General features: G+C 71.2%; 9 protein-coding genes. All 9 read left to right on the forward strand.

The genetic code is table 11. The features are described 5' to 3' along the window. Positions 1 to 69 precede the first annotated feature (69 nt). On the forward strand, positions 70 to 1,254 hold the full coding sequence (locus ACIRQP_RS36390) for a DUF5685 family protein (RefSeq protein WP_403898342.1): 1,185 nt from the start codon (positions 70 to 72) through the stop codon (positions 1,252 to 1,254). Positions 1,255 to 1,667: 413 nt separating this feature from the next. Continuing rightward, positions 1,668 to 1,862 (forward strand): hypothetical protein, encoded by a 195-nt coding sequence (locus ACIRQP_RS36395; protein ID WP_403898345.1) that lies wholly within the window; start codon positions 1,668 to 1,670, stop codon positions 1,860 to 1,862. Beyond that, positions 1,819 to 3,753, forward strand: coding sequence for an FAD/NAD(P)-binding protein (locus tag ACIRQP_RS36400; RefSeq protein ID WP_403898347.1), 1,935 nt, complete (start codon positions 1,819 to 1,821; stop codon positions 3,751 to 3,753). Before ACIRQP_RS36395 ends, ACIRQP_RS36400 begins: the two co-directional genes overlap by 44 nt. A gap of 15 nt (positions 3,754 to 3,768) precedes the next feature. Next, a complete protein-coding gene (locus tag ACIRQP_RS36405) occupies positions 3,769 to 4,926 on the forward strand; it encodes an LLM class flavin-dependent oxidoreductase (protein WP_403898350.1) in 1,158 nt (385 codons plus the stop codon). After that, on the forward strand, positions 4,923 to 6,275 hold the full coding sequence (locus ACIRQP_RS36410) for an NtaA/DmoA family FMN-dependent monooxygenase (protein WP_403898352.1): 1,353 nt from the start codon (positions 4,923 to 4,925) through the stop codon (positions 6,273 to 6,275). Before ACIRQP_RS36405 ends, ACIRQP_RS36410 begins: the two co-directional genes overlap by 4 nt. A gap of 564 nt (positions 6,276 to 6,839) precedes the next feature. Continuing rightward, positions 6,840 to 7,922, forward strand: a complete 1,083-nt coding sequence (locus ACIRQP_RS36415) for a S1 family peptidase (protein WP_403898355.1) — start codon at positions 6,840 to 6,842, stop codon at positions 7,920 to 7,922. 529 nt (positions 7,923 to 8,451) lie between these two features. Next, positions 8,452 to 11,904 carry a DNA polymerase III subunit alpha gene (locus ACIRQP_RS36420; RefSeq protein ID WP_403898358.1) on the forward strand — a complete coding sequence of 1,151 codons (3,453 nt, stop codon included), beginning with the start codon at positions 8,452 to 8,454 and terminating at the stop codon, positions 11,902 to 11,904. Then, positions 11,901 to 12,881, forward strand: coding sequence for an ImpB/MucB/SamB family protein (locus ACIRQP_RS36425; RefSeq protein WP_403898361.1), 981 nt, complete (start codon positions 11,901 to 11,903; stop codon positions 12,879 to 12,881). Before ACIRQP_RS36420 ends, ACIRQP_RS36425 begins: the two co-directional genes overlap by 4 nt. Before the next feature lie 72 nt (positions 12,882 to 12,953). After that, the coding region (locus tag ACIRQP_RS36430) for an ATP-binding cassette domain-containing protein (protein ID WP_403898378.1) at positions 12,954 to 13,120 on the forward strand (167 nt) is incomplete at its 3' end.

Consider the following 13,120-nt stretch of genomic DNA (forward strand, 5'->3'; position numbering starts at 1 on the left):
GACGTACGGGTGAACCGATCACTCGGTACGATGCGTCACGCACTTGTGAACGACTCTCGGGGGACTGTCGTGTTCGGAATCGTCAGACCGTGTACGCATCGGCTCGCCGACGGGCTCAAGGTCGAGTGGATGGCCCATCTCTGCGGGCTCTGTCTGGCACTTCGCGCGGACCACGGGCAATTCTCCCGGGTCGTCACCAACTACGACGGTCTGATCGTCTCGGTTCTGACGGAGGCTCAGACCGAACGCGCCGCACGGCAGCGGCGTACCGCGGGCCCCTGCCCGCTGCGCGGCATGCGTACGGCGCCGATAGCCAAGGGCGAGGGCGCGCGGCTCGCCGCCTCCGTGTCGCTGGTGCTCGCCTCGGCGAAGATCCGGGACCACGTCGCCGACGGGGACGGGCTGTTGGGGCGCCGGCCGCTGGCCGCCGCCGCGCGCCGGGTCGCCCACGGGTGGGACAGGGCGGGCGCGCGCACCGGCGCGGAGCTGGGGTTCGACACGGCCGTACTGGTCGACGCCGTCGAGCGGCAGCAGGGGATCGAGGTGCTGGCCGGCCCCGGAACTCCGCTGCTCACCGTCACCGAGCCGACCGAGACGGCGACCGCCGCCGCCTTCGCGTACACCGCCGTCCTGGCGGGCCGGCCGGGCAACAGCGCTCCGCTGGCCGAGGCCGGACGGCTCTTCGGGCGGCTCGCGCATCTGCTGGACGCCGTGGAGGACCAGTCGGCTGACGCCGCGTCGGGTGCGTGGAACCCGCTCACCGCGACCGGTACGTCCCGCGCGGAGGCGCGTCGGCTCGCCGACGACGCGGTGCACGGCATCCGGCCGGCGCTGCGGGACGCGGAGTTCACCGACGGCAGGCTGGCGCATGTGCTGCTGGCGCACGAACTGCGGGCCTCGGTCGACCGCGCTTTCGGCACGACGGCCTGCGCGCACGAAGGGCACGGCAGTTACGGCAGCCCCGGCGGTCACGGGAGCCCAAGCGGCCCCGGCAGTCACGGGAGCCAGGGCGGAGGGCTGCCGCCCGGCTTCGGGCAGCCGCCGCCGAGGCCGGGCAAGCGCGGTTTCCTGGCCGGCTGCGCGGCCTTCGTCGGGCTGTGCTGCACCTGCAAACTCTGTTGTGCGGACGAGTACGAGGGCCCGTGGTCACGCAAGAAGCGTGAGGGCTGCTGCAACTGGTCCGACGGCTGCGACTGTTGTTGTGACAGTTGCGACTGCTGTGACTCCTGTAGTTGCTGCGACTGCGGAGCATGACGGACGGACGACGGCATGGGGCGCGGACGGTGTGCGTGAACGTATGCGAGGGGGAGGGAGAAGCGTGACGCGCTGCGTGTGAAGGCACGCGGGGAAACGGCGCGCGAGCGCCGAACGTACGGGGAGGCCGTGCAGGGCGTCAGCTCAACAGGAAGAGGACCACACGCGACCGAAGTCGATGTGGGAGCGGGTGACCAGCCACTGCTGCGCATACATGAGTCAAGTGGAACAGGCATCCGTTTCCGCGTCAACCGAGCCGGGACGGACGGCTCACAGTACGGACAAGCTTGACAACGGGCCGTACACACCGTTTAGCCTCGTAAGGACGAGCGGATCGTGCTGAGGGGCCGGTCCGCCCGCGTTGTCTGTGAAGGCACTCCCGTGTTCGATCGCTGTATCCACGGAGCCTTCGCATGTCTGTGTCCTCGGTCACCGTCCGCACTCCGCCCGTGCCCCCGTCCGTCGTCGTGGTCGGGGCAGGTCCGCGCGGCACGGGCTTTCTGGAACGGATCGCCGCCAACGCGCGCTCCCTGTACGACGGTCTGCCGCTGGACAGTCCATCTCGTGGACCCGTATCCGCCGGGTGCCGGGCGGATCTGGCGCCGTGATCAGTCGCCGCTGCTCTGGATGAACTCCATGGCCGCGGACGTGACCATGTTCACCGATGACACGGTGGCCCTGGCCGGTCCCGTACGGCACGGACCCGCGCTGGACGAGTGGGCACGGGACATCAGGGAGGGCAGGGCACGGCTCTCCGCCGAGTCGGAGGCGGCCGAGGCGGCCGAGTCGACGCGCACGGGGGCCCCGTCCGGGTCCGGGCTCCGCGCCGAGATCGCCGCCCTCACCGGCCAGACCTTTCCCAGCCGCCGGGTGCAGAGCGCCTATCTGAGCTGGGTGTACGAACAGACCGTGGCCGCCCTGCCGCCCGGTGTCACCGTTCACCGGCACCGCACCGACGCCGTGCGCGTCAGCGGCCCGCGCGGCGGACGCCAGCGCGTCTGGCTGGCGGACCGTGGCGAACCGCTCCTCGCCGACCTCGTTGTGCTGACCCTCGGACATCTCGACGCCGAACCGGACGCGGAACAGGTGGAGTTGAGCCGGTTCGCCGAAGAACACGGACTGATCCATCTGCCGCCCGACTTCACCGCCGACAGCGATCTGTCCGCCCTGCCCGCCGGTGAACCCGTCCTCGTCCGCGGTTTCGGACTCGCCTTCGTCGATCTGATGGTGCTCGTCACCGAAGGGCGCGGCGGACGCTACTCGGGGAGCGCCGACCACGACAACGGGGAGCTGGTCTACCACCCCTCGGGACGCGAACCGGTGCTGTACGTCGGATCGCGGCGCGGTGTCCCGTACCACTCCAAGATCGGCTACGGGCTGGACGGTGAACGGCCCCCGCTGCCCCGCTTCCTCGGGCCCGAGCAGATCGACGCGCTGCTGAACCGACCCGCGCCGCCCGACTTCCGGCGCGATGTCCGGCCGCTGATCGACAAGGAGCTCGGCTTCGCGCACTACCACCGCCTCTTCACCGCGCACCCCGAGCGCACCCGCGTCGACTGGGCCGACTTCGAGGAGAAGTACGCCGCCGCCGATCCCGGGGGCCCCTCGCTGGACGCCCTGGTCGGCGCGGCCGTACCCGACCCCGCCGACCGGCTCGACCTCGCCGCCCTCGACCGGCCGCTGGACGGGCTGCGCTTCCCCTCGTACGACGCGCTCCAGGACGGTCTGCGCGACTACATCCGCGCGGATCTCGGCCGGAGACACGACCCGGCCCACAGCGCGGACCTCGCCGTCTTCCTCGGGCTGCTCTCCGTCTACGGCCAGCTGATCCGCCTCGGCGACCTCGGCGATTCCGGCGGCAGCTGGCACGGCTTCTTCAGCTATATCGCCTCCGGCCCGCCGGGTCCCCGGCTGCGCCAGCTGCTCGCGCTCTCCCGGGCCGGGGTCGTCCGCTTCCTGGGCGCGGACATGTCGGTCGAGACCGACGGGCGGCGGGGGATCTTCCGGGCGGGCAGCGCCGTCGTACCGGGGGAGTACGTCGAGGCGCGCGCACTCGTCGAGGCCCGGCTGCCCGACCCCTCGCCCGAACGCACCCGAAGCCCGCTGCTGCGCGCGCTGTACGAGGAGGGGGCCGCGGCGATCTCGGCGGGGCTGGTCCGGGTCGACCCCGACGACGGGCGGCTGCTGGAGCGCGGGGGCACCCCGCATCCCCGCCGCTTCGCCCTCGGTCCGAACACCACCGCCCGGTCCAGCGGCGCCTTCACCCGGCCGCGTACGGGAGGACCCGCGTTCCGGCAGAACGACGCCACCGCGCGGGCCGCGCTCACCCTGCTCGCCGGTCTCGCACGGCACCCGGCCGCGACCGCACCGCCTCCGGCCACACAGCTCCCGGCCGCACCGCCTCCGGCCACACGACCTTCGGCCGCACCGCCCGCGGGCGGACCGTCCACGGCCGCTTCGGCTCCTCAACCGCCGGACGGGCAGCCCGTCCGAAGCTGAAAGGTAAGGCCCGCCATGTCCGCCACCCGACCTCCGCACCGATCTTCGCCGCGATTTCGGCACACCCCGCCGTACATCCCGCAGCCCGGCCCGTCGCGTCGCTCGCCGCACCGGCCGCTGTATCTCGCCGCCGAGATCGGCGGTCAGCGGTCCTACGACGCCGCGTGGTACGTCGAACTCGCCCGGCTCGCCGAGCGGGGCGCCCTCGACTTCGTCACGCTCCAGGACTCCTTCGGGCGCCCCGGCCCCGACGCGCTCGCCGTGCTCTCCCGGGTCGCGCCCGCGACCGAACGCATCGGGCTCGTGCCCACCGTCACCACCACCCACACCGAGCCGTTCCATGTCTCCGCGGCCGTGGCCACCCTGGACTGGGTGAGCCGTGGCCGGGCCGGCTGGCTGGTCGATGTGTCCACCACCCCGGCGGAGGCCCGGCTGTTCGGTCGCCGCCCGGCCGCTTCCGTCCCCGCCCTGTGGCAGGAGGCGGGCGAGGCGGCCGATGTGGCCGCCCGGCTCTGGGACAGCTGGGAGGACGACGCCGAGATCCGCGACACATCGACAGGGCGCTTCATCGACCGCGACAAGCTGCACTATGTCGACTTCGAGGGGGCCACGTTCACGATCCGCGGCCCGTCCATCGTGCCCCGGCCGCCGCAGGGCCACCCCGTCATCGTGGTCGACGCGACCGGGGAGCACAGCGTGGAGACCGCCGCGCGCCACGCGGATGTCGTCCTGGTCAGGGCCGGCCGGCCCGACGAGGCGGCGGTGGTACGGGAGAAACTCCGGTCACGGGCCGCCGACCACGGCCGTGATCCCGACACGCTGCGGGTGCTTGCCGCGCTCACCATCGATCTCGGCGACGGCGAACGTCCGGTGGAACCCGGTCGGGGGAGCGCGCCGCGCACCACCGCCGGCGACACCGGGCCGCACTACCGCGGCGGCCCCGTCGATCTCGCCGACCTGATCACCACCTGGCACGGCACCGGCGCCGTGGACGGCTTTCACCTCACGCCCGCCGAGCCACGGCGCGATCTCGAACGGCTCGTCAACGGGACGGTGGCGCTGCTCCAGCACCGCAGTCTGTTCCGCACCTTCCATCCGGGCGGCACGCTCCGCGAGCATCTGAGCCTCGCACGCCCGGCCAACCAGTACGCGCCCGCCGGGGGAACCTCATGAACCTCTTGACGACCGAAACATCCCGTACCGCCCGCAACCGGATCCATCTCGCCGCGCACTTCCCCGGGGTCAACAGCACCACCGTATGGACCGACCCCCGCTCCGGGTCCCAGATCGACTTCTCCTCCTTCGAGGCGCTGGCCCGTACGGCGGAGCGCGGGAAGTTCGACTTCTTCTTCCTGGCCGAGGGGCTGCGGCTGCGCGAGCACAAGGGCCTCATCCACGATCTGGACGTGGTCGGCCGCCCCGAATCCCTCACCGTGCTGAGCGCGCTGGCCGCCGTCACCGACCGGCTCGGTCTCGCCGCCACCGTGAACGCCACCTTCAACGAGCCCTACGAACTGGCCCGCAGGCTCGCCACCCTCGACCACCTCAGCGCGGGCCGCGCGGCCTGGAACGTGGTGACGTCCTCCGACGCCTTCACCGGGGAGAACTTCCGGCGCGGCGGCTATCTCGACCACGCCGACCGCTACACCAGGGCCGCCGAGTTCGTCGCGACCGCGCGGGAGCTGTGGGACTCCTGGACGCCGCCCGCGCCCGGCGCCCCGTACGGCGCACCGCGCCCGTTCGCCCACTCCGGGCGGCAGTTCGCGATCGAGGGGGAGTTCACCGTCCCGCGCTCCCCGCAGGGTCACCCCGTGGTCATCCAGGCGGGCGACTCGGAGGAGGGCCGGGAGTTCGCGGCCTCCGCCGCGGATGTCATCTTCACCCGCCACGGCACCCTGGAGGCGGGCCGCGAGTTCTACGCCGACACCAAGTCCCGGCTGGCGAAGTACGGCAGGGAGCCGGACGATCTCAAGATCATGCCGGGGGTCACCTTCGTCCTCGGCGACAGCGACGCGGAGGCGCAGGAGCGGGCCGCCGAGATCCGCAGACAGCAGGTCTCCCCGCAGAACGCGATCCTCGCCCTGGAGCAGGTCTGGGGACGGGACCTCTCGGCGTACGACCCGGACGGGCCGCTGCCCGGGATCGATCCTGACCCGGACTCCGCTCTGGTCCAGGGCCGGGTGAGGATCGGTGATCCGCTCGTGGTCGCCACCAAGTGGCGGGCGCTGTCCGAGGCCAAGGGGCTCTCCATCCGGCAGACCGTCATCGAGACCACCGCGCGGCAGTCCTTCATCGGCACCCCGGAGAGCGTCGCCGAGAGCCTCGACACCTTCGTCCGGACCCGGGCGGCGGACGGGTTCATTCTCGTACCGCATCTGACTCCGGGCGGTCTGGACGACTTCGTGGACCGGGTCGTACCGCTGCTCCAGGAGCGCGGAGCCTTCCGTACGGAATACGAGGGGACCACCCTGCGCTCACACCTCGGGCTTCCCCTACCCGGAGGGAAGGGTTCAGCGGCATGAGCACGGATGTATCCGCTGGTTCCCCCGTATCTGTCCAGGAATAGGAAGGTTGGCGCGAGCGCCGTACGGCCACGGTCTCCGCGGCCCGTTCGAGGAGTCCCGGATCGGCGGCCGGCCGTCGGCCGCCGATCCGGGCGGGGACGCCTGCTGACCGGCACGGACCTCTCGCGGGCATACTCGTCATGCGCGGTCAGCGGCGGGCGGGCCCCGGGCCAACTCCGGCCGGGTGCCCGTCCGTTCGCCGTCCGTCTGCTGCCCGTCCGCTGCCCGTACGTCGCCGCGCATGCTGGCGGGCGCGGATCGCGCCAGGGGAACAGGGGCGAATTCAAGACAGGACTAGTCCTCACCCGCTGATGACGCGGTGATCGCACCGGGTGTTCGCACATGGAACCGTCCCTGCGCGGAAGCGGTCGGCCGACGGCGCGGCGCGCGGGGGCTGTTGTGGACATCCGTCCTGAACTCGACCTTGTGTGTTACTGGTCGGTCTCGGAATAGTGGGCGGCCAATCCTCCGTATCAGGACACCCCACATGGCCTGACACGGTCCCCCCACAGGAGGCTGACGTTGAATCATCGGCGTATATCCAAAAAGCGAGTGACGATGGCGGGAGGTGCCGTGGTCGCTCTGGTGGTCGCGGGTGTGACCTTCCAGACTGCGAACGCCAGTGAGAGCACGCCCCAGTTCACGGTGAAGTCGCTGACCGCCACGGCGGCCGGAACTCTCGCGTCCACCCTGGACGACAGCCTGGGCGCCGGCGCGGCCGGCGCGTACTACGACGCCGAGTCGAAGGCGCTCGTGGTCAATGTCGTCAACGAGCAGGCGGCCGAGACCGTACGCCAGGCCGGCGGCAAGGCCAGACTGGTTCAGAACTCCCTGGCCGAGTTGAAGAGCGCCCGGCAGACCCTCACGGACCGGGCGACCATCCCGGGTACGTCGTGGGCCGTCGACCCGGTGACCAACAAGGTGGTCGTCACGGCCGACCGTACGGTCACGGGCGAGTCCTGGGACACGCTCGGCGGTGTGGTGAAGGCGCTCGGAGACAAGGCCGAACTGAAGAAGACGGCGGGGGAGTTCAAGCCCTTCGTCTCCGGCGGTGACGCCATCACGGGCGGCGGCGGGCGCTGCTCGCTCGGCTTCAACGTGGTCAAGGACGGCGCGCCGTACTTCCTGACCGCCGGGCACTGTACGGAGTCCATCCAGACCTGGTCGGACGCGCAGGGCACCGAGATCGGGACGAACGAGGGTTCCAGCTTCCCGGACAACGACTACGGCCTGGTCAAGTACACCGCCGACGTGGCACACCCGAGCGAGGTGAACCTCTACAACGGCAGCACGCAGGCGATCGCGCGGGCGGGCGACGCGACCGTCGGCCAGCAGGTGACCCGCAGCGGCTCCACCACCCAGGTGCACGACGGTGAGGTCACCGGGCTCGACGCCACCGTGAACTACGGCAACGGCGACATCGTCAACGGGCTCATCCAGACCACGGTCTGCGCCGAGCCGGGCGACAGTGGCGGCTCGCTCTTCTCGGGCGGCACCGCGCTCGGGCTGACCTCGGGCGGCAGCGGTAACTGCTCCTCGGGCGGTGAGACGTTCTTCCAGCCGGTGCCGGAGGCGCTCGCCGCGTACGGTGCCCAGATCGGCTGACCGAACCCGCTGGGAGGAGGGGCCCGGTCCACCACTGCCCGTGGTGGACCGGGCCCCTCCGGCATGTCATGGCGCCGCTGCCTCCGAGACCGGCCGCGCCCTCGCGACGGACCGCCCCGACCGCCCGCCCCCGCACCGACCGTACCGACCGACCCGACCGACCCGACCGACCCCGCATCGCCCGCACCGCCCGCCCCGACCGGGCTCGTTCCCGCGGCGCTGTGTCCTGCGCTCGATTGGCTACGGAGAGTGCTGGTTGTGATGCTTATCGTTACCTGTTCGCCCGTCCCGGATCGCTGAACGCGGTGGCGCGGAGCACGCCGTGGGGGGCTTTTCCCCAACTGCTCTGTCTGGTCGGGGAGGTGACGGGATGGTGCCTGTTTCGGCCACTGCTCGCCCCGCCAAAGAATCGTTGATGTGTTCGAATCTGGTCGCTGGCCTGGGCTGATGGGGTTAAGGTAATCGAACGAGCGTACGACGAACATATCGGGTGTATGACTGAAAAGGGGTGGAGTGATGGAGGTGCGGCATGGCGGGCTTCGCTCATCTGCACGTCGCGTCCGGTTACTCCGTTCGCTACGGCGCCGCCCACCCCGAGCACCTCGTCCAGCGGGCGGCCGAGCGGGGCATGACAGCGCTCGCGCTCACCGACCGGGACACGGTCACCGGAGCCGTCCGGTTCGCGCAGGCATGCGCCGGAACCGGGGTTCGGCCGATCTTCGGAGTCGATCTGGCGGTGGAGGCCCTCGCGCCCCCGCCGCCTGTCCTGCGGCGCCGCACTCCGGCGCGCGGTGGCGCGCACGTCGTCGAGCCGCCGCTGCGGTTCACGCTGCTCGCACAGGACCGGGCGGGATGGGCACGGCTGTGCCGCATCACGTCGGCCGCCCATGCCGGTGCCGTATCCGGTACGGCACCGGTGGTGCCGTGGGATGCGCTGCGCGAGTACGGCGGCCCCGGCCTGGTCGTGCTGCTCGGACCGCTCTCGGAGCCGGTGCGGGCCTTGACCGCCGGGCGCGAAGACGTCGCGAGGAAGCTGCTGGCGCCGTGGCGGGAGATCTTCGGTAAGGGAATCAGGCTGGAAGCTGTTGTGCACAAACGTTTCGGCATCGGGCCTGGATCGCTTCGGCTGGCCGCTCGGACCCTGGCGCTGGCCGATCGCACCCGCACCACCGCGGTGCTCTCCAACGCCGTCCGCTACGCCGACCCGGAGCAGCATCGACTCGCCGACGTCCTGGACGCGGCGAGGCTGCTGCGGCCGATCGACCGACGCCGTCTGGACAGCGGGCAACGCTGGCTCAAGGACGAGAGGGAGATGACGGTCGTCGCGCGGATGGTCGCCGAACGCGCCGGAGCGGATGCCCTGCGGGCACGCCGCCTGGTGGCGGACACCGCTGCCACGGCGGCCATATGCGCCGTCGACCCCGGAGCGGATCTCGGGCTCGGCACGCGGCACTTCCCGGAACCGGCGCTCTTCGGAGCCGAGCCCGGAGCGGGAGGAGCCGCACAACTGCTGCGCCGACAGTGCGAGGCCGGCATGGCCCGACGAGGCCTCGACCGGGACCGAGCGGCGCTTGACCGGCTGGACGAAGAACTCGACGTGATCTCCACGCTGGACTACGACTCGTACTTCCTCGCCGTCGGCCAGGTCGTGGCCGACATCCGGGAGAAGGGCATCAGGGTCGCGGCCCGCGGTTCGAGCGCCGGCTCGATGGTCTGCCACGCGCTGGGCATCGCCACGGCCAACCCGCTCGACCACCGCCTGCTGTTCGAACGCTTCCTGAGCGTGCGCCGGGCATCGCTGCCCGACATCGACATCGACGTGGAATCCGCCCGACGACTGGAGTGCTACGACACGATCTTCGACCGGTTCGGCAAGGAACGGGTGGCGGTCACCGCGATGCCCGAGACCTACCGGGCCCGCCGGGCCCTGCGGGACACCGGCCTTGCCCTCGGGATCGCGCCCGCGGAGGTCGACCGGATCGCGAAAAGTTTCCCGCACCTGCGGGCCGCGGACATCACCGGTGCGCTCGCCGAACTGCCCGAACTGCGTCAGCTGGCGGCCGAGGCGGGCCGATACGGGCCTCTGTGGGAGCTGGCGGAAGGTCTCGACTCCCTGGTCCACGGCATGGCCATGCACCCCTGCGGCGTAGTGATCAGCGACGCGACGCTCCTGGACCGCTTGCCGGTGCAGCCCACCCCCCAGGGCGACTACCCGATGGCGATGGCGGCCAAGGCGGAGATCGAGGCGCTGGGCAATATCAAACTGGATGTCCTGGGCGTCCGGATGCTGTCCTCGATGGCTCATGCGATCACCGAGATCGAACGGACCACCGGCAACCGCATCGACCTGGACGACCCGCGCCAGGTGCCGCTCGACGACGTCTTCGCGTTCAAACTCATCCAGGAGAGTCAAACCCTGGGTCTGTTCCAGCTCGAGTCGCCCGGCCAGCAAGACCTGCTGTCCCGGATGCAGCCCCGCGACCCCCAGGATGTCATCGCCGACATCAGCCTCTTCCGCCCCGGACCGGTCGCCGGCGGCATGCCCGAGCGGTACATCGCCGCCCGCCATGGCGGTACGCCGTCGTATGCCCACCCGGACCTGGAGCCGGTGCTCGCCGACACCTACGGCGTGACCATCTGGCACGAGCAGATCATCGAGACCGTCTCGGTGATGACCGGCTGCGACCGTGCGCTGGCGGAGATCGCCCGGCGCGCGCTCGGCGACAAGGACCGGCTGCCCAGGATCAGGGACTGGTTCCACGGCCAGGCACGCGCGCGTGGTTACAGCGCGGCCGTCCGGGACGAGGTCTGGAAGACCGTCGAGGCCTTCGGCGCGTACGGCTTCTGCCGGGCGCACGCGGTCGCCTTCGCCGTACCGGCCCTGCAGAGCGCCTGGCTCAAGGCGCACTATCCGGCTTTCCTGCTGGCGGGCCTGCTCGAACACGACCCCGGGATGTGGCCAAAGCGCGTCCTGGTCTCCGACGCCCGTCGGCGCGGCGTGCCGATTCTGCCCGTCGACATCAACCACTCCAGGGTGAGGCACACCGTGGAGAAGGCCGACGGAGAGCAGTGGGGCGTGCGGCTCGCACTGTCCGCGGTGCACGGCATCCGCGAGGATGAGTGCGCGCGGATCGAGGAGGGGCAGCCATACGGATCGCTGTCGGACTTCTGGCAGCGGGCCCACCCCAGCAGGCCGGTCGCCGAACGCCTCGCCGAGATCGGTGCCCTGAACTCCCTGCACGACGGCCGCCTCACGCGCCGCGACCTGCTGCTGCAGATCGCCGAACTCCACCGGGCCTCCCGCACCCGGTCCGCGGGCAAGGGCCAGCTGCCCATCGCCGCGGACCCGGTCGGCGGAGCGGAGCCGAGCGGCCTTCCGGAGATGACCGGACGCGAAGCCCTCAGCGCCGAACTGAACACCCTCGGCATCGATGTCTCCAAGCACCTGATGGAGCACCACCACCGACTGCTGCGGGAGATCGGCGCGACCGACGCGGCACATCTCGCCGGGCTGCGTGCCGGTCAGCAGGTCCTGGTCGCCGGTGTGCGGGCCTCCACACAGACCCCGCCGATCGCGAGCGGCAAGCGGGTCATCTTCGTCACCCTGGAGGACGGCTCCGGCCTGGTCGACCTGGCGTTCTTCGAGGACTCCCACCCGGCCTGCGCGTACACCGTCTTCCACAGCGGCCTGCTGCTGGTGCGCGGCACGGTCCAGGTGCGCGGCACCCGCCGTACCGTCGTCGGCACCATGGCCTGGGACCTGGACGACATCGCCGCCGCCCGCCGTGACCACGGCCCCGAGGCCGCGCTCGCCCTCCTCGGCGCCGGCCGTCCGAACCCGACCCCCGCCCAGCCGCGGCGCACCCTGACCAACGGCACCACCGGCGCCCGCCTGCACCCCTACGCCGACCTGCGGCCGGCCGGCAGCCGTTCGGCCGATCTGAAGAAGTTCGGCCACACCAGTCCGGGGAGCGCGGGATGACCACACGACAGCGGCACATCGCCCACCTGCACCTGCACGCCGCACTGAGCGAGGTTCAGTACAGTGATGTAATCGAACTGGTGTCTTGTATCACTCCGCACGTCCAGGCTGTTCCGCCCAACGCCGTCCAACTCGACCTGACTTCAGCGCTCAGATACTTCGACCTGTCTCCCTATGACGTCGTCCAATTGACGAAGCTCAGACTGAAGGCCTTCTACGGCATCGACAGCAGCGCCGGGCTCGCGGGCAACCGCATGCTGGCCTCCATGGCGGCCGACGCGTCCGCGCCGGGGGACACCACCTGGATCCCCGCCGGGCAGGCCGCCACCTGGCTGTACCCCTGGCCGGTCACCGCGTTGCCGGGGATCGGCCGCGCCACGGCGGAGACGCTCAGCGGATACGGGCTGCACACCATCGGCCAGGTCGCCGACCTGTCCCCGGTGACCCTGCAGCGACTTCTCGGTGCCGGCCCTGCCCGGCTCCTGGCCGAGCGTGCCCGTGGCAATGATCCCCGCCCGGTCACTCGGACGGAGCCGGCCGAGCACATGGCCGCCGACCTGGTGCTGGACCGGGACTGTCTCGACCCGGGGCGACATCACCGCGCCGTCCTGGGGCTTGCCGACCAGATCGGTCAACGCCTGCGCGGCGAGGGGCAGATCGCGGGGCGACTCACCCTCACGGTGCGCTATGCCGACCGCAGCTCCACCACGCGCGTGCGCGCGCTGCCGGAACCCACCAACCACTCACCTGTCCTCATCACCACTGCCCTGGGTCTCCTGACCGCCCTGGGGTTGCAGCGAGCGCGAGTCCGCGCCTTCGCGATCCGCGCCGACGACCTGCTGCCCGCCAACACTGCTTACCGGCAGCTCTCGCTGGATTCCGGTGATGCCCGCGCCCGCGCCGCCGAAGCCGCCGCGGACCGTGCCCGTCGACGCTTCGGGCCGGAGGCCGTACGTCCAGCCGCTCTGGCCGACTGACCCGTTTCCGCCGGGCCCACTGGTTGGACGATGTGTCAAGTACCGTATTTCGCGGGCAATAAACTGACTGGCATGGCTGAGTACATTTACACGATGCGCAAGGCGCGCAAGGCGCATGGCGACAAGTTGATTCTCGACAATGTCTCGCTGAGCTTCCTGCCGGGCGCGAAGATCGGTGTGGTGGGTCCGAACGGGGCCGGTAAGTCGACGATCTTGAAGATCATGGCGGGGCTGGAGCA

Origin of the sequence: Streptomyces sp. NPDC102274 (assembly GCF_044766385.1) — a bacterium.
In the GTDB taxonomy this organism is placed as follows: domain Bacteria; phylum Actinomycetota; class Actinomycetes; order Streptomycetales; family Streptomycetaceae; genus Streptomyces.